This is a genomic window from Clostridiales bacterium, from assembly GCA_017961515.1.
Lineage (GTDB): Bacteria > Bacillota > Clostridia > Acetivibrionales > RGIG10202 > RGIG10202.
In genome coordinates this window covers 64,678-89,791 of sequence record JAGCXC010000058.1, presented here as the reverse complement: position 1 = coordinate 89,791, position 25,114 = coordinate 64,678, and the positions used below count along the sequence as shown (strand labels likewise).

Annotated in this window: 24 protein-coding genes; 23 read left to right on the top strand and 1 reads right to left on the bottom strand. The window is 32.9% G+C overall.

The features are described 5' to 3' along the window. The 20 genes from J6Y29_04530 to J6Y29_04435 all read left to right on the top strand — a co-directional run. The coding region (locus J6Y29_04530) for an MBL fold metallo-hydrolase (protein ID MBP5427139.1) at positions 1 to 600 on the top strand (600 nt) is incomplete at its 5' end. Positions 601 to 786: 186 nt separating this feature from the next. Then, positions 787 to 2,133, top strand: a complete 1,347-nt coding sequence (locus J6Y29_04525) for a hypothetical protein (protein MBP5427138.1) — start codon at positions 787 to 789, stop codon at positions 2,131 to 2,133. A 220-nt stretch (positions 2,134 to 2,353) separates the two neighbouring features. Next, positions 2,354 to 2,803 (top strand): NfeD family protein, encoded by a 450-nt coding sequence (locus J6Y29_04520; protein ID MBP5427137.1) that lies wholly within the window; start codon positions 2,354 to 2,356, stop codon positions 2,801 to 2,803. A gap of 4 nt (positions 2,804 to 2,807) precedes the next feature. Continuing rightward, positions 2,808 to 3,737, top strand: coding sequence for an SPFH/Band 7/PHB domain protein (locus J6Y29_04515; GenBank protein MBP5427136.1), 930 nt, complete (start codon positions 2,808 to 2,810; stop codon positions 3,735 to 3,737). Between the two features lie 132 nt (positions 3,738 to 3,869). Then, positions 3,870 to 4,472, top strand: coding sequence for a ribonuclease H family protein (locus J6Y29_04510; protein MBP5427135.1), 603 nt, complete (start codon positions 3,870 to 3,872; stop codon positions 4,470 to 4,472). 134 nt (positions 4,473 to 4,606) lie between these two features. Next, positions 4,607 to 5,608, top strand: a complete 1,002-nt coding sequence (gene plsX, locus J6Y29_04505; protein ID MBP5427134.1) for a phosphate acyltransferase PlsX — start codon at positions 4,607 to 4,609, stop codon at positions 5,606 to 5,608. 45 nt (positions 5,609 to 5,653) lie between these two features. Next, complete coding sequence (gene acpP, locus J6Y29_04500) at positions 5,654 to 5,872, top strand: acyl carrier protein (protein MBP5427133.1); 219 nt, start codon at positions 5,654 to 5,656, stop codon at positions 5,870 to 5,872. Between the two features lie 132 nt (positions 5,873 to 6,004). Continuing rightward, positions 6,005 to 6,718 (top strand): ribonuclease III, encoded by a 714-nt coding sequence (locus J6Y29_04495; GenBank protein ID MBP5427132.1) that lies wholly within the window; start codon positions 6,005 to 6,007, stop codon positions 6,716 to 6,718. Then, positions 6,711 to 7,718, top strand: coding sequence for a radical SAM protein (locus J6Y29_04490; GenBank protein ID MBP5427131.1), 1,008 nt, complete (start codon positions 6,711 to 6,713; stop codon positions 7,716 to 7,718). The genes J6Y29_04495 and J6Y29_04490 overlap by 8 nt, the downstream gene beginning before the upstream one ends. A gap of 45 nt (positions 7,719 to 7,763) precedes the next feature. Beyond that, positions 7,764 to 8,216 carry a peptide deformylase gene (def, locus tag J6Y29_04485; protein ID MBP5427130.1) on the top strand — a complete coding sequence of 151 codons (453 nt, stop codon included), beginning with the start codon at positions 7,764 to 7,766 and terminating at the stop codon, positions 8,214 to 8,216. A 27-nt stretch (positions 8,217 to 8,243) separates the two neighbouring features. Further along, positions 8,244 to 9,176: a methionyl-tRNA formyltransferase gene (locus J6Y29_04480; protein MBP5427129.1), complete on the top strand. Its 933-nt coding sequence runs from the start codon at positions 8,244 to 8,246 to the stop codon at positions 9,174 to 9,176. After that, a complete protein-coding gene (gene rsmB / locus J6Y29_04475) occupies positions 9,170 to 10,504 on the top strand; it encodes a 16S rRNA (cytosine(967)-C(5))-methyltransferase RsmB (protein MBP5427128.1) in 1,335 nt (444 codons plus the stop codon). The genes J6Y29_04480 and rsmB overlap by 7 nt, the downstream gene beginning before the upstream one ends. A gap of 16 nt (positions 10,505 to 10,520) precedes the next feature. Further along, on the top strand, positions 10,521 to 11,549 hold the full coding sequence (rlmN, locus tag J6Y29_04470; GenBank protein MBP5427127.1) for a 23S rRNA (adenine(2503)-C(2))-methyltransferase RlmN: 1,029 nt from the start codon (positions 10,521 to 10,523) through the stop codon (positions 11,547 to 11,549). Between the two features lie 21 nt (positions 11,550 to 11,570). Further along, positions 11,571 to 12,326 carry a Stp1/IreP family PP2C-type Ser/Thr phosphatase gene (locus tag J6Y29_04465; GenBank protein ID MBP5427126.1) on the top strand — a complete coding sequence of 252 codons (756 nt, stop codon included), beginning with the start codon at positions 11,571 to 11,573 and terminating at the stop codon, positions 12,324 to 12,326. After that, the gene (pknB, locus tag J6Y29_04460) at positions 12,316 to 14,013 is read left to right on the top strand and encodes a Stk1 family PASTA domain-containing Ser/Thr kinase (GenBank protein ID MBP5427125.1); all 1,698 of its coding nucleotides are present in this window, start codon (positions 12,316 to 12,318) and stop codon (positions 14,011 to 14,013) included. The genes J6Y29_04465 and pknB overlap by 11 nt, the downstream gene beginning before the upstream one ends. A gap of 21 nt (positions 14,014 to 14,034) precedes the next feature. After that, positions 14,035 to 14,907, top strand: coding sequence for a ribosome small subunit-dependent GTPase A (gene rsgA, locus J6Y29_04455; GenBank protein ID MBP5427124.1), 873 nt, complete (start codon positions 14,035 to 14,037; stop codon positions 14,905 to 14,907). A gap of 286 nt (positions 14,908 to 15,193) precedes the next feature. Beyond that, the gene (locus J6Y29_04450) at positions 15,194 to 15,691 is read left to right on the top strand and encodes an NAD(P)H-dependent oxidoreductase subunit E (GenBank protein MBP5427123.1); all 498 of its coding nucleotides are present in this window, start codon (positions 15,194 to 15,196) and stop codon (positions 15,689 to 15,691) included. Positions 15,692 to 15,724: 33 nt separating this feature from the next. Further along, entirely contained in the window at positions 15,725 to 16,078 is a 354-nt protein-coding gene (locus tag J6Y29_04445; protein ID MBP5427122.1) for a (2Fe-2S) ferredoxin domain-containing protein, read from the top strand. Positions 16,079 to 16,106: 28 nt separating this feature from the next. Beyond that, positions 16,107 to 17,900: an NADH-quinone oxidoreductase subunit NuoF gene (gene nuoF / locus J6Y29_04440; GenBank protein MBP5427121.1), complete on the top strand. Its 1,794-nt coding sequence runs from the start codon at positions 16,107 to 16,109 to the stop codon at positions 17,898 to 17,900. Between the two features lie 21 nt (positions 17,901 to 17,921). Next, positions 17,922 to 19,670: an iron hydrogenase small subunit gene (locus tag J6Y29_04435; protein ID MBP5427120.1), complete on the top strand. Its 1,749-nt coding sequence runs from the start codon at positions 17,922 to 17,924 to the stop codon at positions 19,668 to 19,670. A 48-nt stretch (positions 19,671 to 19,718) separates the two neighbouring features. On the opposite strand, the gene J6Y29_04430 is transcribed toward J6Y29_04435, so the two are convergent. Continuing rightward, complete coding sequence (locus J6Y29_04430; protein ID MBP5427119.1) at positions 19,719 to 20,759, bottom strand: LD-carboxypeptidase; 1,041 nt, start codon at positions 20,757 to 20,759, stop codon at positions 19,719 to 19,721. A 241-nt stretch (positions 20,760 to 21,000) separates the two neighbouring features. Here J6Y29_04430 and J6Y29_04425 point away from each other — a divergent pair, with 241 nt between their 5' ends. The 3 genes from J6Y29_04425 (at position 21,001) to J6Y29_04415 (ending at position 25,013) form a co-directional block, all read left to right on the top strand. Beyond that, a complete protein-coding gene (locus tag J6Y29_04425) occupies positions 21,001 to 23,733 on the top strand; it encodes a hypothetical protein (GenBank protein MBP5427118.1) in 2,733 nt (910 codons plus the stop codon). Between the two features lie 31 nt (positions 23,734 to 23,764). Then, positions 23,765 to 24,580: an FtsQ-type POTRA domain-containing protein gene (locus tag J6Y29_04420; GenBank protein ID MBP5427117.1), complete on the top strand. Its 816-nt coding sequence runs from the start codon at positions 23,765 to 23,767 to the stop codon at positions 24,578 to 24,580. Positions 24,581 to 24,644: 64 nt separating this feature from the next. Beyond that, positions 24,645 to 25,013: a small basic family protein gene (locus tag J6Y29_04415; GenBank protein ID MBP5427116.1), complete on the top strand. Its 369-nt coding sequence runs from the start codon at positions 24,645 to 24,647 to the stop codon at positions 25,011 to 25,013. The last annotated feature ends 101 nt before the right edge of the window (positions 25,014 to 25,114 follow it).

The window sequence follows — 25,114 nt, the reverse complement described above, 5'->3', positions numbered from 1 at the left end:
CATTTAGACTATAAAACAATAAAGAAAATAGATAACAAAGTTAAAAAGTACGTGGTACCATTGGGAATAGAGAGTTATCTAGAAGGGTGGGGAGTCGATGGCGAAAAGATAACCATATTGAATTGGTGGGAAGATGAAAAGATTGATAATCTTTTGGTTACTTCAGTTCCAGCTAGACACTATTCTATGAGAAATCCTTTTAAGGACAGAGTCACTTTGTGGAGTGGATTTTTGTTGAGAAGTGATGATGTGTCTATATATTTTACGGGTGATACAGGTTACACTACTACATTTAGAGAAGTGGGAAAGAGATTTGGCCATATAGATGTTCTTATGGCAGATTCAGGACAATACAATAGTGCATGGCGTGAGGTGCATATGGGCCCGTATGATGCGTTGCAGGCGGCAGTAGATGTTAATGCAAAATATTATATTCCTGTACATTGGGGAAGTTTTGCGTTGTCTAATCATAATTGGTTTGATCCAGCGGAAATTGCAACAGCTAATCAGGATGAGTATGGAGTGAAAGTTATTACACCTAGGATTGGAGAAATGGTTGATATGGCGGAAATAGATTTGTATACAAATAAATGGTGGTAATATAAGTATTGAAGAATAGAGACAGTTAATATCAATGTATAGAGAACAAAAACATAACATTGTTGACAATTTAATAAACTATTAGTATACTAATGAGTAGGGAGTAGTGTTATATGTTAGAGGGATTTTTATAGTATTTGTGTTTTGTTCTAATACTGAAAGTAGTATTAGAGAGGAGGAAGTGTTATGTTAGATAGAAACAAAAAAAGAAGAAAAAAATTATATTATTTAGGAGTTACACCAACATTAGCAAATAAAATGGTAGATGCATTGATAGATAGAGGAGATATAGAGGATGTAAGAAATTTAATAAAACAAGGTATAGTGTGTTGTAATAGGAGAGATATAGAGGAAGAAAGAAGAATAATATTAACAAAAACTAATCTGACAAATTGTTCTATGATAGAAGAAAATTATGTGGTTATGAGAGGGGTATCAATAGAAAGTATAACATTGGGTCCTAAAACGGTAGATAAGTTGGTATGGACAGCAGCGGATAGAGGATATGTGCATGATATATATAAATGGTCGATAGATTTGAAAAAATTGAGTTCTCAAACACTAAATAAGGTTATAGAAGCATTAATAAAGGCTAATGATGCAGAAAAGATAAGTGACTTAATAAGGAATGATTTTGAAATAGGGCCTCAAGTGTTAGATAAAGTAATGGGAGTATTAGCAGATGCCAGTCATACGGTCTCTATAAGTACGTTAGTAAGGAAAGGGGCAAAAGTGGGTCCTCAAGTATCGGATAAAGTGATAGGGGTATTAGTCGACCATTGGTATAGACGCGATGCAATAAGTTTGCTTGAACGAGGAGTAGAGGTAAGTTTGGAAACGAGAGATAAAGTAATAAAGGATTTAATAAAATCAAACCATGTTAAAGAGATAGTAGAACTATTGAGATATGGAATAAAAATAAGTAAGGAACCAATTGAATATTTGTTTGTGGAAACGCATATAAAACCGGAAGATAGATGTAATATAATGATTGCAATTTTGGAGAATAAAAGCTTAATAGGGGAAGGTAGTAGGGAATTAAAAAACAAACTAATTAGGCGAGTTTTTAGTTTGTCAAATGTTAGTAAGTCTATTGAATATGTAAAAAAAGATGATGTAGAGAGATTGCAGAATTTTCTTGATAATTTATATAAGAGAAGTTTATATAAGGATAAAAGAGAACGTGTAAATGCGATTGAAAGAGCGTCTCAAAAAGTGGAATTACTAAGGTTATTTAATAAATATAAAAAGAAAGAAATAGAAAAGTTAGTAAATGAACAATTAAAGGATAAACAGGTAGACTTTAAAAACAGAATAGATAAGAGTATAGATAGGAAAAAAACTATATTAAAATTACTAGCTAAGTCAAAAGATTATATTGATAGTGAAAGAAATAAAGAGATTTTGGAATATATAATAATAGAAAAGAAGAATATAGAAGAGAAAAGGTCTAAAAGAGAAACTGTATTAAATGAAGTGGATATGACTAATAAGGGCATAAAAAGAAGAAAATGCCAAAAAGATATGTTATGAACACAAGATAAAATATTAAAGTGAATTGATTATAAGAGTTTTTGACAACAGGGTAGAAGATAGCTCCTTAAGCTATAAGAGGAGCTATCTTTTATGTTTTAAAAGATAGTAAAGTTAATACTAAAAAAACAAGATAGTTGACAGAGAAAAGATTCAAATGTATACTAGCAAGTGGTGCTAGGGGTAAAATTTTTTATGTAATGAAAGGAGGGGAGGCTTGATGATTACTGTAAACTGGCATGTATGGCTTATTTGTGCATTGATATTTTTTGTTATAGAATTAAATACACCTGTGTTAGTTTCAATTTGGTTTTCGATTGGAGCATTATGTACTAGCTTTTTGGCGGTATTTATACACGGGCTTCGTGAGCAGTTTATTGCGTTTGTAGTGGTATCTGCGATTTTACTTATAGTATCAAAATATTTTTTTGGTAGTAAAATAGATCAAGACAATAAAGATGAAGTTTTGGAAAAATTTTTAAATAAAAGAGCCAAAGTATGTGAAGACATACAAAGTAATTATGAACCTGGTAAAATTTTGATTAATGGGGTAACATGGAAAGCAGTCTCATTAACAGGGGAAAAAATTCCTAAAGACTCGATGGTAGTGGTAAAAAAGATAGATGGTTTAACATTAGGAGTGAAAATATTAAAGGAAAAGGAGGATTAGTGATATGGGAATATTAGTAATTATATTTGTGGTTATGTTTATTATAATAGGAAGTGTAAAGATAGTTCCGCAGGCATCGACTTATGTAGTAGAGAGATTAGGTGCATATAAAGAGACATGGGGTGTAGGGTTACATTTTTTAGTTCCATTTATAGATAAAGTTGGGAAAAGAATATCGCTTAAAGAACAAGTTATAGATTTTCCACCACAACCAGTTATAACAAAGGATAATGTTACAATGCAAATAGATACAGTAGTATTTTTTCAGATAGTAGATCCAAAGTTATTTTCATATGGTGTGGCATCACCAATATCTGCTATTGAAAATCTAACTGCGACAAATTTAAGAAATATTGTTGGAGATTTAGAGTTAGATGAAACGTTAACATCAAGAGAGATAGTAAATACAAAAATGAGAGCTATCTTGGATGATGCAACAGATGCGTGGGGGATAAAAATAAATAGAGTGGAACTAAAAAATATAATGCCGCCAGATGATATAAGAAGGTCCATGGAGACTCAGATGAAAGCTGAGCGCGATAGGCGTGAAGCAATACTTAAGGCAGAGGGTGAGAAGAAGTCTGCTATATTAGTCGCTGAAGGTAAAAAAGAGTCTACAATACTAGAAGCTCAGGCTAAAAAAGAAGCACAAATATTAGAGGCAGAGGCTGAGAAGGAAGCTGCAATAATAAAAGCAGAAGGAGAGGCAGAGGCAATAAGAAAAGTTCAAAAAGCTAATGCAGAAGGTATTGAGTTTTTAAATAAGTCAGTTCCTAGTAAGGAAGTTTTGACACTAAAAAGTTTGGAAGCATTTAAGAGCGTAGCAGATGGTAAAGCAACAAAGATTATAATACCATCTGAAATACAAGGTATTGCAGGGTTAGCAAAAGGTATAACTGAAGTAGTGAAAAGTGATAACGAAGAGAAAGACTAAGATATTTAGAGTAGTTTAAAAGGTTTAAGTGGTAGATTTGTTTTTCGCTAGTTTTTTTAAAAAATATTATAGTGTTTTTACTTAAATAAGTTGTACTAGAGTATAATCTAGGTAAAGAGAGAGGAATTGGTTATGGCTAAAAATAAATTTTATGTGGTCAAAAAAGGAAGGACCCCTGGCATATATACTACTTGGGATGAGTGTAAGAATGAGGTTGCAGGTTATAAGGGAGCGATTTACAAAAGCTTTTCTGGTTATCAAGATGCGAAAGATTTTTTTTCAGATGAGCATGGTTACGAAAAATCTTTTAATAGTGATGATAAGGTGATAGCTTTTGTGGATGGAAGTTATAATATAACAACAGGTGAGTTCTCATATGGAGCAGTTGCTTTTTATAAAGGAGAAAAAATTTGCTTTAGTAAAAAATTTAATGATGTAGAATTGTCTAGTATGAGAAATGTTGCAGGAGAGATAGAAGGAGCTAAATTTATTATGCAGTACTGTGTTGAGAATAATATACGTAAATTAGATATATATTATGATTATATGGGAATTGAAAAATGGGCACGAGGTTTGTGGAAGACTAACAAAGTTGGTACTATGATGTATAAAAAGTATTATGATAGTATAAAAGACAAGGTTAAAGTTAATTTTATAAAGGTGAAAGCTCATTCTAATAACAAATATAACGATTTGGCAGATAAATTAGCGAAAGAAGCTATAGGGATAGCATAATTTCTGAAAACAGGCAAATATGAAACAAAATGTGTATTGACAAGAGTAATAAGCATTAATATAATTGACGTTAGTGGTGTTATAGAGCGCTTTATTTGTTGGTATACAAAAGATATTGAAGGAAGGGTGTAAATTTGAAGATAATATTAGATGCAATGGGAGGAGATCTTGCGCCGAAATCAACTGTAGAGGGAGCTGTACTGGCGTTACAGGAGATGGAGGATTGTCGTTTAGTGTTGGTTGGAGATAAAGACATTATAAAAGAGAACCTTAGAGGATTGCAGTACGATAAGAATAGATTAACTATAGTTAGTACAACAGAGGTTATAACAAATGATGATGTTCCAACTAAAGCGATAAAGCAAAAAAAAGATTCATCTTTGGTTGTTGCGTTGAATATGTTAAAAGAGCATAGAGGAGATGCGTTGGTTTCAGCAGGAAGTACAGGAGCTGTTATGACAGGTGGATTATTAGTATTGGGTAGAATAAGTGGAGTAGATAGACCTGCGCTGCCGACTGTTTTAGATGTTAACGATACCAAATTGATGATTATAGATTCGGGAGCGAATACGTCATGTAAGCCATTAAACTACGTTCAGTTTGGCATAATGGGGTCTTTGTATATGCAAGATGTGTATAAGGTGAATAATCCTCGTATAGGATTGTTAAATATAGGAGTAGAAGAGAAAAAAGGCAACGAAATTACAAAACAAGCATATGAGGCGTTAAAAGAGGCTGATATAAATTTTGTTGGAAATGTAGAAGGCAATGAAATTATGAAAAATAAGGCGAATATCGTAGTGTGTGATGGCTTTAGTGGGAATATATTGTTAAAGTTTGCAGAAGGATTGGGAGAATTTTTCAAAGAAGGATTAAAGGAAGTGTTTACTAGCAGCTTATTAACAAAAGTATCATACTTGGCAGTGGAGAAAAAAATAAAATCCTTCTTTAGGGGATTGGATCCTTCGGAAGTTGGCGGTGTGCCGTTGCTTGGTATTAATGGAAACATTATAAAGTGCCATGGAAGATCTGATGCAAAAGCGATAAAGAGTGCAATAAAAACAGCCTATAGGCTCGCAAGTGAAAAGGTTATTGATGGTATAGAAAATAAGCTACAGGAGAAGATAAGAGTTTAATTTATAGAATAGAGTAAAATTACTTGAAAGGAGGTGCTTTTTAATATGTTGGACAGATTGAAACAAGTAATAGTTGATCAGTTGGGAGTTGAGGAAAGTGAGATTACATTGGAGTCTTCTTTCATTGATGATTTAGGTGCAGATTCTCTTGATGTTGTTGAATTAATAATGGCATTGGAGGAAGAATTCAATATAGAGATTCCAGATGAAGATGCAGAAAAAATACTTACAGTAGGAGATGCATTGGATTATATAAAATCTTAGATTTCGGTAAAGTGCTTTAGGTGAGGCAGACCTTTTGTACCTTAATAAAGGAGGCCTCATTCCTTTATATAGTAAGGTGGTTTTTTGATAATGATAAAGAAGTTTTATTTTTCCCAGGAAAGGTGAAGTAGTATGTGTAATGTGGAGAAGATTATTGAAACAAATAGAGCGTTTGAAGAAAACATAAATTATACATTCAAAGACAAAAATTTATTATTACTAGCTTTAACACATAGTTCATATACAAATGAAAATAAAAAATGGAAGTTCCCATCAAACGAGAGAATAGAGTTTTTGGGAGATTCTGTTTTGTGTATAGTAATAAGCGAGTATTTGTATTTGAATAGACCAGATATGGCTGAAGGAAAGATGTCTAAGGTAAGATCTGGTATAGTTCGAGAAATTTCATTGGCAGATGTTGCAAGGAAAATAAAGTTGGACGAGTATATATTGTTAGGTAAGGGAGAAGAAGTAACAGGAGGAAGACATAGAGATTCTATTTTGGAAGATTCATTTGAGTCTTTGGTAGGAGCAATCTATTTAGACAGTGATTTAGAAACAATAAGAAAATTTATTTTAACTAGCATGGAAGACATTATAAAAAAGATAATTAATGGAAAGATAATTTTAGATTTCAAGTCAAGGTTACAAGAAAGAGTGCAACATGATGGTGTGTTGGGTATTTCTTATAACATAATAAAAGAAGAAGGTCCAGATCATGATAAAAAGTTTAAGGTTAATGTTGAAATAGATGGTAAAGTGATGGGAGAAGGAATAGGTAGATCTAAAAAAGAGGCAGAGCAAAATGCCGCAAAGCAAGCATTGGAGCGGATAAATAATGCATAAGAAAATAATTATTCCCATATTCATACCACACAAAGGTTGTCCATTTGATTGCATTTATTGTAATCAAAAATCTATTAGTGGCCAGATAAAAGATGTTACAATAGATGATGTAAAATCTACAATAAGAGCATTTAAGGATACAATAAGTTTTGATGAAATTCCAGAGGTAGCGTTCTATGGAGGAAGTTTTACGGGCATAGATATGGAAGAGCAAACCAAGTTTTTGGAGTGTGTGTATGATTATATAAAAAAAGGAGAAGTATCGTCTATTAGATTGTCAACTAGGCCTGATTATATAAGTCATGAGATATTAAAAAATTTGAAGAAGTATGGTGTTAAAACAATAGAATTGGGTGTGCAAAGTTTAGATGATGAAGTATTAAGAATTAGTCATCGTGGACATACAAGAGAAGATGTAGAGAGTGCAGTAAGGTTAGTCAAGGAGTATGGATTTAATTTAGGAATTCAGACTATGATAGGTTTACCTAACGATACAAAAAAGAAAGCTATTGATACGGCAAGAAAAGTAGTTTTACTAAAGCCGGATTTTGTTCGTATATATCCAACACTCGTTATAAAAGATACATATCTTTGCAAAATGTTAGAAGAACATAAATATAAGCCATTATCATTAGAAGATGCGGTTGATATAAGTGCTAGTTTATATAGAATATATATGGATAATAATATAGAAGTGATTAGGTTGGGATTACAGCCTACTAAAAATATAGAAGAAGGTGAAGATGTCCGAGGAGGACCTTTTCATCCAGCATTTAGACAACTCGTTGAGGCTAGAATTCTTAGGGATATAATAGAGATACAAATAAAGGAAAAAGATTTGAGTGATAGTGTAGATATATATGTAGGGAATTGCTATGTATCTTCTGCTGTAGGACAGAAAAAAGAAAATATACAATATCTAAAGAATAAATTCGGGTTTAAAAGAGTTAAAATTCATGGGGTAGAAGGGCAAAAGTTTGGTCTTGTATTAGTTGGGTGAATTTATTATAATATATATATAAATAAAAAGAAGGTGATTTTTTTTATGGCAATTAGAGAAGTAAGAATATGTGGGGACGAAATATTAAGAAAAAAGTCTAGAGAAGTGACCCAAATTGATGATAGAATATTAACACTTTTAGATGATATGAGTGAAACTATGTATAAAGAGGATGGAGTAGGGTTGGCAGCACCTCAAATTGGAGTACTAAAGAGAATAATAGTATTGGATGATGGAAATGGATTAATAGAGTGTATAAATCCTGAGATTAAGTTTATGGAAGGGTCACAAGATGGAATAGAGGGGTGCCTTAGTGTTCCAGATCTTAGGGGAAATGTTGTGCGTCCGTCAAAGGTTGTAGTTACAGCATTAGATAGAAATGGAGAAGAGGTAGAATATGTAGCGGAGGGATTTTTGGCCAGAATATTTTGCCATGAGATAGATCATTTAGAGGGTATATTGTTTAAGGATAAGGCGAGTAAGTTAGAAAAGATATAAATTATTAGCGGAAAGAGTGTGAAATCATTGAGAATTGTATTTATGGGAACACCGCAATTTGCAGTACCGTGTTTTGAGATGTTAGTTAAGGAGGGGCATGAGATTAGTGCAGTTGTGACCCAGCCAGACAAACAAAGAGGTAGAGGCAATAAAGTTTCTTATTGCGAGGTAAAGGAGTGTGCACTGTCACATAATATAGAAGTGTTGCAACCAGAAAAGGTTAAGAATAATCAGAATTTTATAGATAAAATAAAAAGTATTGCACCAGATGTTATAGTTACTTGTGCTTATGGGAAGATATTGCCTAAAGAAATCCTGGACATACCATCTTTTGGATGTATTAATGTACATGCGTCGCTACTTCCTAAGTATAGAGGTGCATCACCAATAAATAAGGTCATTATAGAAGGAGAAAAAGAAACTGGTATTACGACTATGTACACTGATGTGGGTATGGATACGGGAGATATTTTGCTCAGTGCCAAAGTGGAAATAGGTGATGATGTAACAGCAGGACAGTTGCATGATGAGTTATCTTTTCTTGGAGCAAGGGTGTTAAGAGAAACTTTAGTTAGATTAGAAAATGGCGGGATAGAAAGAATACCTCAAGATGAGTCGAGATGTAGTTATGCGAATATGATGAACAAGGATACAGGAAAAATAAATTGGAGTAAGAGTAGTAAAGATATACATAATTTGGTTAGGGGGACTAATCCGTGGCCTGTAGCTTTTACATATTACAAAGACACAAAATTAAAGATTTGGGAAACTAAGTTACTTAATCAAAAGATAGAAGATGAGCCTGGCAAGATAATTAGTGTGTCAAAGGAAGGAATAGATGTTGCTACAGGAAATGGTATTATAAGAATAATAGAAATTCAGGCACCATCTAAAAAACGGATGAAAGTATCTCAATATATATTAGGAAATAACATAGAAAAGGGAGAAATGTTTTGGTAAGGGAACTTATACTAAAGATTTTGGTAAATATATTAAAAGAAGGAGCATATTCCAATATTGAGCTAAACAAGTGCTTTAAGGTTAACAAATTAGATCAACGTGATACTGCATTCATATCAGAAATGGTAATGGGTGTGTTGAAGTATAAAGAACGTTTAGACTATGTAATAGCACAATTTTCTAGTATTAAATTAAAAAAGATATCGGTGTGGATAATAAATACACTAAGAATGGGTGTGTATCAGCTTATGTTTATGGATCGAGTGCCTCAATCGGCAGCGGTAAATGAGTGCGTTAAGTTGGCTAAAAGGTATGGACATGCTTATTCTTCTAAATTTGTTAATGGAGTATTAAGGAATATTGCAAGGAATATAGAAAAAATAGAGTATCCAGCAAAAGATACTCCGGAATATCTTAGCGTGTGCTATTCGTACCCGATGTGGTTAGTGGAAAAATTTGTAGATGAGTTTGGACATGATTTTGCAAAAGAGCTTCTTAAAAGTTTAAATGATAAACCTAAATTTTGTATAAGAGCTAATACAACAAAAGTGACAGTTAAAGAGCTTTTAGATATGTTTAAGGAGCGAGGAGTAAAAGCTTTTGAAAGTGGGATGTCTAAGTATGGGTTAGTAGTAGAAAATTCACATAATATAACAGGTATGGATCTTTATGAAAATGGATATTTTACTATACAGGATGAAAGTTCAATGAAGGTTGCAGAAATACTTGATCCACGTGTAGGAGATGTTGTAATTGATGTGTGCGCAGCACCAGGTGGTAAAACTACTCATATAGCAGAAATAATGAATAATAGCGGAGTACTTTATTCGCAGGATTTGTATTTACATAAGGTAAATCTTATAAAGAGTGCTGCAAAAAGGTTAGGCCTTAGCAATATTAAAACAAATGTCTATGATGCTACTAATGTTCGAGAGAATTTAATTGGCAAGGCAGATAAAGTGTTGGTAGATGCTCCATGTACAGGGCTTGGAATAGTAAGAAGAAAGCCGGATATAAAGTGGAGGAAAGAGATTAGTGATATTGACAACATAAGTACTTTGCAGTATAAGATATTATGTAGTGCATCAAAATATGTAAAGGTTGGCGGTAGTATTGTTTATAGTACATGTACAGTAATGAGAGAGGAAAATATAGAAGTGGTAAATAAGTTTTTAAAAGAGCATGGAGATTTTGAAATAGAGGATATAACAGGTTTTATACCTGATTCTATAAATAGCAGTACAGCAAAAGATGGATATATGGAGTTTTACCCTAATATTCAAGGGACAGATGGTTTTTTTGTGGCAAAAATGAAAAAGATAAAGTAGGGGTTTGTTTATGAGTATTGATGAAAAGGTAGATTTAATTAATTTGAGCCTGGTGGAATTAGAAGAATTTATGCAATCAATAGGTGAGAAGAAATTTAGAGCCAGACAAGTGTTTGAGTGGATACACAAAGGGGTGCTTAGTTTTGATGATATGACTAATTTATCTTTGGAGCTAAGAGATAAATTAAAAGAGGTTGCTACTATTTGTAATTTAGAGATAGTTGAGAAGCTTGAATCTAAGTTAGATAAAACCGCAAAATATCTTTTAAGGTTGCCAGATGGGAATATTATTGAAAGTGTGCTTATGAAGTATAAGTATGGATATTCAGTGTGTATATCATCGCAGATAGGATGCCGAATGGGATGCCGTTTTTGTGCATCAACAGGGATAGGTTTTGTAAGGAGCCTAACTGCGGGAGAAATATTATGTGAAGTGTTAACCATACAAGAAGATTTAGGAGAAAGAATAAGCAACATAGTTATGATGGGAATAGGAGAACCATTTGATAATTATGACAATGTGATTAAATTTTTAAATCTTGTAAATGATAAGTGTGGGCTAAACATAGGAAGTAGGCATATATCGATATCTACATGTGGGTTAGTGCCTAGAATTTTAGATTTTGCAAAAGAAAATTCGCAAGTTACGTTATCGATTTCATTACACTCGGCGAATGATGAAGTAAGAGAGAGCATGATGCCAATAAATAAAAAATATAAAATTAAAGAATTGATAAGTGCCTGTAATATATATACAGAGAGGACAAACAGGAGAATTACATTTGAATATGCATTGGTTAGAGGAGTAAATGATAGTGACAAAGATGCATTAGATCTGGTAAAATTAATAGAGGGGATATTGTGTCATGTAAATTTGATACCGATAAATGAAGTTGATAGTAGTAATTACAAACAAAGCTATAATGATAGAATAGAAAATTTTAAAAATATATTATTAAAAAAAGGTATTAATGCAACAGTGAGAAGGGAATTAGGCAGTGATATAAAAGCAGCATGTGGTCAACTAAGAAGGAGTAAACTTTGAAAATACTGGAGGAATGATAACGTGCGATACGGTATATGTACAGACGTAGGGTTAAAGAGGGATATAAACGAAGATTACTATGGAGTAATAGAAAGTACAAAAGATATGCCTAGTGTTTTTATTATTGCAGATGGCATGGGAGGTCATCAGGCTGGCGAAGTAGCGAGCAAATTGTCTGTTGAATTGACTATGTCTGGAATACGTGAAGGGATAAATAAGAGCATGAGTAAGGAAGAAGTAGAGGTAAAGTTAAAGCAGATTTTAGAAAAAGTTAATAAAGATGTATATGATGTAGCACGAGAAGATGAAGATAAATACGGTATGGGAACTACCTTGACTGCGGCGGTAGTGATGAATGGTTGCTTAGTTGTAGCACATGTTGGAGATAGTAGATTATATTCATTTAGGGATAACAAGTTAAAAAGAATAACAACTGATCATTCGTACGTGGAAGAACTGGTACAGAATGGAACTATCACTACGGAGGAAGCTTTAGATCATCCTAAGAAAAACATATTAACAAGAGTGATAGGATATTTTAAGGTTGTAGAAATAGATACATATGAATGTGTAACTGACTCTAAAGAGACATTTTTAATGTGTACTGATGGGTTAACTAACATGGTTAGCGAATCTAGGATAAAAGAAATTCTATCAAAAGAGGACAAGTTGCAAAGTATAGCAAATAGCTTGGTGAAAGAATCTAATAAAAACGGTGGTGTAGATAATACAACAGTTATTGTTTTTGGAAATGAGGTGGCCGATAATGGAAGGTAAAATTCTTGGAAACAGATATGAGTTAATAGAAATGATTGGCGAAGGAGGAATGGCATTTGTTTATAAAGCCAGATGTAGGCTTCTTAATAGATATGTGGCTATAAAAATTTTAAAACCTGAGTTTATAAATGATCAGGAATTAGTACATAGATTTCAAATAGAAGCTCAATCTGCAGCGAGTTTATCACATCCTAATATAGTGTCAATATATGATGTGGGATGTGAAGATGACATGCACTACATTGTTATGGAGTACGTGGATGGAAAGACACTAAAGGAGAAAATAGAAAAAGAAGGAGTAATCAATTGGAAAGAGGCATTAGGTATAGCTAAAGAGATATGTTCAGCTATAGAGCATGCGCATAAAAACAAGATTATACATAGAGATATAAAGCCTCATAATATATTATTAACTAAAAATGGGACAGTTAAAGTAACTGACTTTGGTATAGCAAGAGCTACATCCACAGGGACTATGACTATGGCTGGGAAAACAATAGGATCAGTGCATTATTTTTCTCCAGAGCAAGCAAGAGGAGGATTTGTAGATGAGAAGTCGGATTTGTATTCTCTAGGTATAGTGATTTATGAAATGCTTTTGGGAAGAGTTCCGTTTAATGCACAAAGCCCAGTTGCAGTTGCGTTAAAGCATATACAGGAAATGCCAGATGAGCCTATTAGTATAGATCCCGATTTACCAAAGGGCGTAAATTGTTTAGTCATGAAGGCAATTAGTAAAAAGCAAAGTTGTAGATATCAGTCTGCAACAGAACTTCTAATAGATATAGATAGAGTTTTAATAGAACCTGATATAGATATAATTTATGATAAAAGTAGTATGGAAAATACTATTATCATGAATAGCTTGGATAAAGAAATAAAGAAAGTGGACGGTCTTAAGGATAGAAAAAATAAAGATAAAATTGTGCGAGTATCTGCTAATGTAACAGCGATAACTATAATGGTGATAACTATCGCAATATGTATTAAGATATTGTTGCCGCTACTTGGGCTAAACAGAAGCTCATCGAGAGAATTTATAGTTGACAATTATGTTGGAAGAAATTTTTATGAAGTAAAAGGAGAGTTATTAAACAGAAATATAGAAGCGATAGATAAGGAAAGAGTAAATGATGATCTAGTGCCTCGTGATGTGATAATATCACAAAGTAGGCCAAAAGGGGATAAATTAAAGCCTGGAGGTTTTAATAGCACATTAGAATTTGTAGTTAGTAATGGAGCAAAAAAAATAAAAATACCGGATTTAAGAAAAGAACAGAAAAGTGAGGCAATAAGCATACTAGAGGAATTAGGATTAGATTATGATATCATAGAAACGCATGATAAAAATGTAGTAAAGGGAAGAGTTATAAAGACAGTGCCTGCATATGGAAATGACGTGGAAGTTGGAAGTACAATAACTATATACGTAAGCCAAGGAAGAGAAGTAAGATATGTATTAGTACCAAATATAATAGGATGTACAAAAGAACAGGCGGAAAAAATAATAAGAGCATCTAGTTTGGATGTAGGAGATTTATACTTAACGGATGAAGAAGAAGAGACGGACATTGTACAAAGACAGGATCCACAAGCAGGGGAAGAAATCGAGGAGAATTCAATGGTGGATATGTATTTTATGAAGAATCCTCAATATGATCTACGGGAGGAAGAAGATATACCATAAAAGCTTAGGAGGGTAAATTAGTTGAAGGGAACCATAATAAAGGGAATAGGTGGATACTATTATGTTGATGTAAATAAAGTTGTATATGAGTGCAGAGCTAGAGGTGTTTTTAGAAATGATAATATAAAACCGGTTGTGGGGGATAAGGTTCGTATTCTAATTTTAGATAATAAGAACAAAAAAGGCAGTATAGAGGATATATTGCCTAGGAAAAATGCGTTTATCCGCCCACCTGTGGCCAATATAGATAATATTGTTATAGTGATATCTGCGACTATACCCAAAGTAGATTTTATGCTTCTAGATAAATTATTAGTGATATATCAGATGGAGGGTATAAAACCTATTATTTGTATAAACAAGATTGATGAGGGAAAGAAAAATGGCACAAGTATACATAAAATTTATGATACGTCAAAGTTTAAAGTTATTATGGTTAGCGCAAAAGAAAATATAGGTGTTGATGAGTTAGAGTGTACTATAAAAGATGCAACAACGATTTTTACAGGACAGTCTGGTGTTGGGAAGTCTAGTATAATAAATAAAATAATAAAACAGGATATGTTTGATACTGGGTCTTTAAGTAAAAAGATATCTCGAGGCAAGAATACGACTAGACATGTTGAATTAGTGGAAATTGATAGAGGCGGCTATATATTAGACTCACCGGGTTTTAGTTCTATAAAAATGGATGAAATTGATGTCGGTCAATTACAGTACTATTATCCAGAATTTATTGATTATATCCCTGATTGTAAATTTACTGGATGTAGTCATATAAGAGAGGTTGAGTGTAATGTAAGAAAAGCACTAGAGAATGGATTTATAAACGCTGAAAGGTATAATAGATATGTAGATATATATAATGAATTGCTAAACAAGAAAAAATATTAAAACATACTATATGTGGCAAATTTAGAAAATTGAAAAAACAAAAACATTAAAAGTAAACGATTTTATATCTTGTATAAAGATCGATTGAGTGGTAAAATGCTCTTCGAGGGTTTGAAAATTCATAGAATTACAAATGAATTTGGTATAGAGAGTTTGAATAAATCTTTTGTACAGTTAATATTGGCATAACAGAAGATGAGATAGATGAAGGTGCTCTTTTATCATGAGTATCTTCTACTTTTTTGTGACACAAACAGAGGGAAATAGACAAATAGGGGGTTAATTTATGTGTTCAAATTGTAAGTGTGGCGCAAATGGCGCGAAAGATGAGAAACGACTCAAACTAGATAGTATAATTGAGAAGTACAAGGATACCAAAGGAGCTTTAATACCAGTGTTGCATGAGGCTCAAGAAGTTTATGGATATCTTCCATTATCAGTGCAAAAGGTGATATCAGAGGGGCTTAATATTCCATTAGCAGAAATTTATGGAGTTATAACATTTTATACTCAGTTTTCATTGAATCCAAAAGGTAAGTATAAGATTCAGGTTTGTATAGGAACTGCTTGTTATGTAAAGGGTTCTGGTTTAATTTTGGAAGAGTTGAAGAAAGAGTTAGGTATAGATGTAGGAGAATGTACAGAAGATGGTAAGTTTTCATTGGATGCATGTAGGTGTATAGGTGCATGTGGATTAGCGCCAGTCGTTACAGTTAATGATGAAGTGTTTGGACGTTTAACAAAAGGTGATGGGAAAAAAATATTAGATAAATTCAAAGAATAAAATACTTTAAGTGGTTAAGGGAGTGGACTAAAAATGAAATCATTAGAAGAACTAGGGCAAATAAAAAAAGAAGCTTTAAAAGACATGATTTTAAGAAAAGGTAAGTATTTAACCAAGATAATGGTTGCCATGGACGACTGTGGAATAAAAGCCGGAGCAAAAGAAGTAATGAACTTGTTTGTTAAGGAGTTAAGAGAGAGAAATATTATGGATGCAGTTGTTATGATGACAAGTTGCCAAGGAATGTGCGATAGGGAACCTATGGTTAAGATTATAGACAAAGATGAGAGTGTTACAGTATATGCAAATGTTACACAAGACAAAGTTGTTAGAATAATAGAAGATCACATATTAAAAGGCAATGTTTGTAAAGATTTGTTGGCATAAAATAAGGACTTATTTAAAGGAGGACATTATGGATATAGTGAGGAGTCATGTTTTAGTTTGTGGTGGTACAGGATGTACATCTTCTAATTCGGGGAAGATTATAGAGAAATTTAAGGAGTATTTGAAAGAGAATAATATAGATAAAGAAGTTAATGTAGTAAGGACAGGATGTTTTGGCTTGTGTGCGCAAGGACCAATAGTTGTTGTATATCCTGAAGGTGCTATGTATACAAGAGTTAGTATTGATGATGTAAATGAGATAGTATCGGAGCATTTAGTTAAGGGTAAATTGGTAAAGAGATTGTTAGCTGGAGACAAAGAGGCAGTAGATATTACTAAAGTGCTAGATAAAGAAGGGTTTTTTAATAGACAAATACGAGTTGCATTAAGAAATTGTGGTGTGATCAATCCAGAGAATATAAGAGAATATATCGCATTAGACGGATACAAGGCATTAGGTGAAGTGTTAACTAAGATGCAACCTCAAGACGTAATAGATATCATGAAAAAATCTGGATTAAGAGGAAGAGGGGGCGGAGGGTTCCCTACAGGAATGAAGTGGGATTTTGCTGCTAAACAACCAAAGGGCATAAAATATGTATGCTGTAATGCCGATGAAGGAGATCCTGGTGCATTCATGGATAGAAGTATATTAGAGGGAGATCCACATTCAGTTATTGAGGCTATGGCAATAGCGGGTTATGCTATTGGATCTAATCAGGGGTATGTGTACGTAAGAGCAGAATATCCTATAGCTGTACAAAGGCTTACAATAGCAATAAATCAAGCTCGTGAATACGGACTATTGGGAGAAAATATATTTGGAACAGACTTTAATTTTGATATAGATATAAGGCTTGGTGCGGGAGCGTTTGTTTGTGGAGAAGAGACAGCACTTATGACATCTATTGAGGGCCATAGAGGAGAACCAAGGCCAAGACCGCCGTTCCCTGCAGTAAAAGGATTATGGCAAAAACCAACTATTTTGAATAACGTTGAAACTTATGCGAATATACCTGTTATAATATTAAAAGGTGCAGATTGGTTTTCTAATATGGGAACAGAAAAGAGTAATGGTACAAAGGTTTTTGCTATTGGAGGAAAGATAAATCATACAGGATTAGTAGAAGTGCCTATGGGAACCAAATTAAGAGATGTTATATATGATATTGGTGGTGGTATACCAAATGGCAAAAAGTTTAAAGCAGCTCAAACAGGTGGACCATCAGGGGGTTGTATACCTGCAGATTTAATAGATACGGAAATAGATTATGATAATTTGATAAAGATAGGCTCAATGATGGGATCAGGTGGACTTATAGTAATGGATGAGGATACATGTATGGTGGATATAGCTAAATTCTTCTTAGAATTTACAGTGGACGAGTCTTGTGGTAAATGTCCTCCTTGTAGAATAGGTACTAAGAGAATGCTTGAGTTGTTAGAGAAAATTACAAGTGGAAAAGGGGAAGAAGAAGATATTGCAAAACTTGAAACATTAGCTAAAGGAATAAAATCGGCTGCACTTTGTGGACTTGGACAGACTGCACCTAACCCAGTTTTGAGTACATTAAGATATTTTAGAAATGAGTATGAAGAACATGTTAGAGATAAAAAGTGCGCAGCTCATGTATGTAAGGCTATGTTGAGTTTTATTATAAAAGAAGAAATATGTAAGAAGTGTGGGCTATGTGCTAGAAATTGTCCAGTTGAGGCGATAGAAGGAAGTAGAGAAGAAGGATATAGGATAGATAAAGAAAAGTGTATCAAGTGCAGTACGTGTGTAGATAAATGTCCATTTAAGGCAATAATAAAGGCTTAATGAAAGGAGATGCGTGAAGAAATGGAAATGATTAATATTACGATAGATTCCAAGGAATTGCAAGTGCCAAAGAACTTTACAATATTAGAAGCTGCAAGACAAGCGAATATAGAGATACCGACATTGTGTTTTTTAAAAGATGTAAACGAGATAGGTGCATGTAGGATGTGCCTAGTTGAGATAGAGGGCGCAAGGAGTTTGCAAGCTGCTTGTGTGTCACCAGTAGGAGAAGGTATGAAAATAAAAACCAACTCACCAAAGGTAAGAGAGGCTAGGAAGGTGACATTAGAACTTATATTGTCAGATCATGATAGAAAGTGTTTGACCTGTGTTAGAAGCGAGAATTGCGAACTTCAAAAGTTAGCAAAGGACTTAAATATAACAGATATAAGATTTGAAGGTAAACATGAAAGAAAACCTATAGATGATTTGTCGCCGTCTATAGTAAGAGATCCTAATAAATGTATTTTATGTAAGAGATGTGTTAGTATGTGTAAGAATATTCAAACAGTGGGAGTTATAGATACAAATGAAAGAGGAATAAGAGCTATAGTTTCGTCAGCGTACAACAAATCACTAAATGAGGTTCCGTGTACAATGTGTGGCCAGTGTATAGTGGTATGTCCAGTTGGAGCATTAAGAGAGAAAAATGACGTAGAAAAAGTTTGGGATGCGTTGGCAAATGATGAACTTTATGTTATTGCACAAACAGCTCCAGCAGTAAGAGCGGGATTAGGAGAAGCATTTGACTATCCAATAGGAACCCCGGTTACAGGGAAAATGGCAGCTGCATTAAAAAGATTGGGATTTAATAAAGTATTTGATACAGATACAGGTGCGGACTTTACTATACTGGAAGAGGGCACAGAGTTAATTGAGAGGATAAAAAATAATGGTAAGTTACCAATGATAACATCATGTAGTCCTGGATGGATAAAATTCTGTGAACACAATTATCCTGAATTATTAGATAATTTATCTACATGTAAATCGCCACATACTATGTTTGGAGCGCTACTTAAGACATATTATGCGGAGAAAATTGGTGTTGATGCATCGAAGATATTTGTTGTGTCTATAATGCCATGTACAGCAAAGAAGTATGAGGCTAAGAGACCGGAGATGGGTGTAAATGGTCATCCAGATGTGGATGTTGTGTTAACTACTAGAGAGCTGGCACAAATGATAAAAGAAGCTAGGATAGATTTTAGAAATATAGAAGAAGAACAGTTTGATGATCCAATGGGAGAAGCAACTGGAGCTGCCGTTATATTTGGAGCAACAGGAGGAGTAATGGAAGCTGCTCTTAGGACAGTTGCTGATATATTAACGAATAAAAGCCAAGATAAGGTAGATTATACAGAAGTAAGAGGAGTAGAAGGAATAAAAGAAGCTAATATAAAAATAGGAGATATGGTAGTAAAGGCAGCTGTAGCACACGGTTTGGCTAATGCAAGAAAGATACTAGAGAAGGTAAAAAGAGGTGAAGCTGATTATCACTTTATAGAGATTATGGCTTGTCCTGGTGGATGTGTAAATGGTGGTGGTCAACCTATTCAGCCTTCATCAGTAAGAAGTTGGACAGATTTAAGAATAGAAAGAGCTAAAGCGCTCTATCAAGAAGACAAGCGAATAAATGTAAGAAAATCACATGAAAACAAAGTTGTACAAAAGATATATGATGAGTATCTAGAAAAACCTGGTAGTCATAGGTCACATGAGTTGTTGCATACACATTATACGCCAAGAGAAAATTATCCGGAAGATTAAAAAAAGAGGAGAGAGAAATCTCCTCTTTTTTGTCATAGTATTAAAAAGTTAATATCTAAAATTAGTAAAGCTACAAACAACAGGTTCTGTTACAATCAATTCATTATTTTGAATTTTTATTTTGGCACCAATTGGTATAGTGATAGGGTTTCTGATATGCCCCGCATGAACATTATATATTATAGGTATATTTAAATCTTTGAACACATCAAAACAAATATGTTGCAATCGAGATTCTGATCCAGATATAGGAGTTAAAGATCCTATGATAATACCAGATACGTTTTTTAGTTTACCTGTTAATTTAAGATGCCAGAGCATACGATGAATTTTGTAGTCATGTTCTTTTACTTCTTCAAAGAAAAGTATCTTGTTTTTGTAATTAGGTTCATAAGGAGTACCTATCATGCATTGTATAAGAGAAAGGTTGCCACCTATAACCTGGCCTTCACATGTACCTTCTTTATAAGACTTAAAAGAGGAATTATCATCTATATTAAAAAGCTTAGTCGATTTTTTAGGATTTGTTAGCATTGCAAACAAACAATCAAAAGTTTTGCTTTCATTGTAATTTATATCCGCCCCAACCATTGGTCCGTGGAATGTTATTATACCTGATTTTTCAAAAATTGCAAGTTCAATTGCAGTTTCATCACTAAATCCAACAAATATTTTTCTATTGGCCCTAAACGCACTATAGTCTAATTTGTCTAATAGATGCATTGCGCCATATCCGCCCCAAAAAGAGAAAATTGCTTTTACGTTTTTATCTCTTATTGCTTTATTAAATAAGTCAGCACGTAACCTTTCGGTAGAATAACCTAAGCCTAGTGTAGAAGGTTTGAATGAGTCACTGTAGACAACTACATTGAATCCGCGTTGTTTTAATTTTGCTACAACAGAATCTATACGAGACTTGTATATGTTCATGCGATGCGCATCTGTACATGAAGGTTCAAGAATACAAATAGTATCGCCCAAATTTAACTTGGCTGGAGGTAAAATAGCTCCACTAAAAGCATAAGACTTTGTGCACATACCAGCTATCAATGAAGCACAAATCAAAAATAAACACAAAAATTTTTTCAAAAAAACCACACCCTACTAGTAAACTTATTTTTTTGCAATGTTTTACAAAAATCACAAGTTTGACTATATCATATAAAAAACAATGAGTCAATACTGTATAAAAACACCAAATTTAACATAAAAGTACAAAATGAGATGTAGGTATATAAGTTTTTCGTTTTTTTTAATTTTAATTGTCCTAATAAAATTAAGAAAAAAGCCGTTATATATATAAAGAATAGCGCCGTGTGGAGGGATAAATATGAGTAATGCATCTGAAATAGAAAAGTTAAAAAAAGATGTAGAGTCAATAGATGACTTTCTAGCTAAGGAAAGAGCATATATAGCCAGTGCCACAAAAGAGGTTATTGAAATAGAAAAAGAAGAAAATAGTTTAAAACTATTGTATCCGGATGTATGTGAATTAGATGCACAAAAAGAGAAAATTAATGAGAATAAGAAAATGTTGGATGAATTAAGCGAGGATGCTGTTGATGATAGAAAAATTTTAGAAGAAAGAATTGAGTCGCTAAAAAGTGGATTAAATGGAGTTGTAGAGCGTCTTAATAGTCATGGAATACATAGTAAAGATGATTATAAGATGGCTATGGATACAGTTCAAGCTAAAAAAGAGTCTATACCTAATATCAATGTAGAGATAAAAAAGAAAGAATTGGATATTGTAGAACAAGAAGAGAGGAAAAAAACTATATTACTTCGCATAGAGGAGCTTGAACAAGAAGGTGAAGAATTAAGCGGAGAGACAGTAGAACAAAGTACGCCAAAAGATGAATTAAAACCTGAAAAGGATTTGGCTGTCAGTGAATTAGCCGCGTTTATAGACTATCAACAAGACGATGAACCTAAAGTTAAGTCAACTGCAACAATTGAGAAAAAAACAGGCCCCAAAAAGAAAGAAACATTGGATATTGTTATTGAGGATATGTTAAATATACAAAAAAAGGTTGAGAATAAGTTCCAAGAAATTATGCATGAGAATAAAGAGGAAGATTTAACAAAATCAATAGAAGATTTCCATAATAAATTTTTGGAAATAATTTATCAGCGCGTGAATGATGCTACTAAAAAACTTATGGATAAAAAAGAGTATATTAATACATTAACAGAGTACGCGAATCAATATACTCCTGATATGGAAGACGAAAGGTTAATAAAATTAAAAGATACTATAACAAGTTCAATTAAGGAGATAGAGACTAAGGGACAAAAATTTGAGGAGGAAATAAAGTATAGTTTTAATGAAGCTAGTGAGTATGCAAAGAATGAGTTTAGCTATTTAGAGATGTTGCAATCCAGGATAAAAGATCAAATCGCGGGGTTACAAGAAAAAATAGATAATATAGAAAAAGAGTTAGGGGAGCTAAAAGGAAATTCAAAGGAAGGATTACTAGAGAATATCAATAATAAACAAAAAGTTATAGATGATAAAGAAAGAATATTAAAAGAGATGGATAAGTCACTAAAAGAAGACATATTGAACTTGCTGGATAACATTAAAGAAAAACTAAGTAAAATAGATACGTATGAAAATGTGAAGGATACATTGGGAGAACTAGAAAATAGTATTAAAGAGAAAGTGCAAGAGACAGATAATCATATTTTAAGTATAAAAGAGGAAATAGAAAAACTTAGTGCCGAGAAAACTGAACTTGAGAAAAAGTATGAAGAAAAGAAGGATAGTGAAGAAAGTGATACAGAAAAAGAGGCACTTTTAGTGGATTCAAAAAATATGTTAAAAGAGGAAGCACAAAAAATAATAGATACGATGGGTATCCTTGGAGAAAAGAATAATGAATTTTTATCAAAACTAGACGAGAATAAGAAGGCATTAAAAGATAAGATAAAGGTTAGCGATTTGGAAGTAGTAAAGGATAAAAAAGAACTTTTAGAGAAAGCAAAGGAAGAGATAAAGCCATATAATTTAAGACTTTTTGAGAATGTAGAGGAATATAATAATGAATATACAAAAGAATTTGATAGATATATGACAAAGGTTATAAGCGATATAGATGAAATGAAGAATGAAAACAATGCAATAAAAGCTAATGTGCATAACATAGTTGTGTCTAGCGAATTTGATGAGAATATACAGTTGATGGATGAATTGAAAAATTCAATAAATAAAGTATTATCAACAGATAAATTAACTAAAAATGTAGAACAACCACCTAAACATGATAAGACAAAATTTGAACAAGAGATAGAAGAAAGTATAGTGTATATAAAGCCAGAGGAGACAATAGATGAAAAAATTGATTTTAGTGGAATATATTATATGGAGGATAAGGTAAAGGATTTGGACGAATTAAAAGAAAGCATATCCAATGTGTGCGAAAGATTGGGTGTGGAGTATGGAAAAAGAAGTAGTGAACCAAAAGATAAAAAAGCAGCACAAACTAAGAAGATGTACGTAAAAGATAAGTCACATGAAAATATAGCGGGACTTGAAGGATATGATGAGAATATACGAGAAATACTTATGGATATAGCATGGGATCAACTAGAAGAGCTAAAGAATATGAATGTAAAATATAATAAAATTTTATATATTAATGATCTAAAGGAAATAAGAGACGAGAAAGTTATGAAAATAGCAAAATTAAAGGAAGATTACAAGAATGCGGTAGAGGCCGCACGTAAGTTATACGACATAAAAAAATATGTGTTAGCGTATAAAAAAGGAATGGAAGAATTAGCAAGAGGTGCAAAATCTAATGACAAAGATGATCAAATGGAGTATAATAAACTGATGAAAGTAGCGACTAAGTCGTTAAAGACTATGCAAGAGAATGGAATAAGTAGTTTTGAGGACTTTAGAAGTAAAGTTGTCAAGAATTCGGATCTTGTTAAACAAGTATTAGCTAATACAAAAATGGAAAATGAGGAGTTGGTAAAGATCGCAAGCCTTATAAAGGCGATAGAAATTGCAAGCAATGAATATAAAGAATCCACCCAAAAAACAGAGGTGGGGTGATTTTAGAAAGGAGTAGGGAGTTACGAGCGATATGAAAAAAAGCAGGAGATTAAAAAGTTTTAGAAGATGTTTTATATTAAGTGTGCTTCTAATAGGAGCGACAGTGGCCTTTTGTATGTCACCGCTGTTCGATATAAAGGAAATAAAAGTTAATGGGAATAACCATTATACTAAAGACGAAATCAAAAATATTGTGAATATAAATTTAAATGATAATTGGTTTAGAAAAGTTGCCCAAAACAGCAAATTTAGTGTAAAAAGTATTGCTATGCATAGGTATTTTGAAGGAGAAAGACAAGTTATAAAGGAGTGTCCATACATAAAAAATGTAAAGATATTACTTGTTGGGTTAGGAAAATATAAGATAGATATAGAAGAAAGACAACCGGTAGCTCGAGTATCATACCATACAACTTATGTTGTAGTAGATCAAGAGGGCGTAGCTTTGGATATAACTGATGACATTAATAATGATAAAATACCAAAGATAAATGGCATACGTTTAAAAGGAGTTAGGCTTGGCGATAGAATAGATATGAGTGAAGATAAAGTAAAGGCGTTTTATCATATTTATGAAACAATAAAAAAATCGGACTATCAGTCAGAAAACCTGTACGATAAGATAGATTACATAGATTTAAATGATGTTAAAGATACTAAACTTTTTTTAGACAATAGAATCTTAGTGTACTTGGGCAATGAACGTGATATAAATTTATATAAAATAAATTACGTAAAAGAGATATTTTTTAACAAACTGGACAAGGAAGAAGAAGGTATTTTGAAGTTTAGGAATAAAGGATATCCTACTTTTACGAAAAAAACATATGCATTAGCCCAAAGATAATGTATAATATTCTACATAGCACAAGAAAGTTTTTACGATGTACCAAAAAAAAGGAGGACAAAACATGTTATTAATGGTAATGGGTGCGATTTTAGGTGTATTGATAGGTATAGGGATGCCTATTACAATTCCAGCGAAGTATTCAATATATGTAGCTGTTGCTATATTAGCTGCAATGGATACAGTTTGCGGAGGTATAGTCGCTAAACTTAAAGGAAATTTTAATTTATCGATTTTTTTATCAGGATTTTTTTTGAATGCGATATTGGCGGCCGTGTTAACTTATATAGGTGATAAAATAGGCATACAATTATATTTTGCTGCGATAGTTGCGTTTGGTAATAGAATGTTTTTTAATTTCGGAACAATGAGAAGGATTATGATAAAGAAATATTGGAATAAAAAGGATGATTCTTTGACGGTAGCTGAATAGAGTTTACTAAATTTATGTAAAGATGACGGTCCTAACCAGTTTTGTGGCCGTTGTTTTTTTGCGTAAACAATCGCCCCAGGCTAAGATAAGACTTTTTTTTA

Excerpts from the sequence above, each read along its gene's own strand:
- J6Y29_04520 (MBP5427137.1), top strand. The coding sequence starts at position 2,354 with ATGATTACTGTAAACTGGCATGTATGGCTTATTTGTGCATTGATATTT.
- def (MBP5427130.1), top strand. The coding sequence starts at position 7,764 with ATGGCAATTAGAGAAGTAAGAATATGTGGGGACGAAATATTAAGAAAA.
- J6Y29_04525 (MBP5427138.1), top strand. The coding sequence starts at position 787 with ATGTTAGATAGAAACAAAAAAAGAAGAAAAAAATTATATTATTTAGGA.
- J6Y29_04420 (MBP5427117.1), top strand. The coding sequence starts at position 23,765 with ATGAAAAAAAGCAGGAGATTAAAAAGTTTTAGAAGATGTTTTATATTA.
- pknB (MBP5427125.1), top strand. The coding sequence starts at position 12,316 with ATGGAAGGTAAAATTCTTGGAAACAGATATGAGTTAATAGAAATGATT.
- J6Y29_04495 (MBP5427132.1), top strand. The coding sequence starts at position 6,005 with ATGTGTAATGTGGAGAAGATTATTGAAACAAATAGAGCGTTTGAAGAA.
- J6Y29_04510 (MBP5427135.1), top strand. The coding sequence starts at position 3,870 with ATGGCTAAAAATAAATTTTATGTGGTCAAAAAAGGAAGGACCCCTGGC.
- acpP (MBP5427133.1), top strand. The coding sequence starts at position 5,654 with ATGTTGGACAGATTGAAACAAGTAATAGTTGATCAGTTGGGAGTTGAG.
- J6Y29_04490 (MBP5427131.1), top strand. The coding sequence starts at position 6,711 with ATGCATAAGAAAATAATTATTCCCATATTCATACCACACAAAGGTTGT.
- J6Y29_04415 (MBP5427116.1), top strand. The coding sequence starts at position 24,645 with ATGTTATTAATGGTAATGGGTGCGATTTTAGGTGTATTGATAGGTATA.
- J6Y29_04445 (MBP5427122.1), top strand. The coding sequence starts at position 15,725 with ATGAAATCATTAGAAGAACTAGGGCAAATAAAAAAAGAAGCTTTAAAA.
- J6Y29_04450 (MBP5427123.1), top strand. The coding sequence starts at position 15,194 with ATGTGTTCAAATTGTAAGTGTGGCGCAAATGGCGCGAAAGATGAGAAA.
- J6Y29_04425 (MBP5427118.1), top strand. The coding sequence starts at position 21,001 with ATGAGTAATGCATCTGAAATAGAAAAGTTAAAAAAAGATGTAGAGTCA.
- nuoF (MBP5427121.1), top strand. The coding sequence starts at position 16,107 with ATGGATATAGTGAGGAGTCATGTTTTAGTTTGTGGTGGTACAGGATGT.
- J6Y29_04515 (MBP5427136.1), top strand. The coding sequence starts at position 2,808 with ATGGGAATATTAGTAATTATATTTGTGGTTATGTTTATTATAATAGGA.
- J6Y29_04435 (MBP5427120.1), top strand. The coding sequence starts at position 17,922 with ATGGAAATGATTAATATTACGATAGATTCCAAGGAATTGCAAGTGCCA.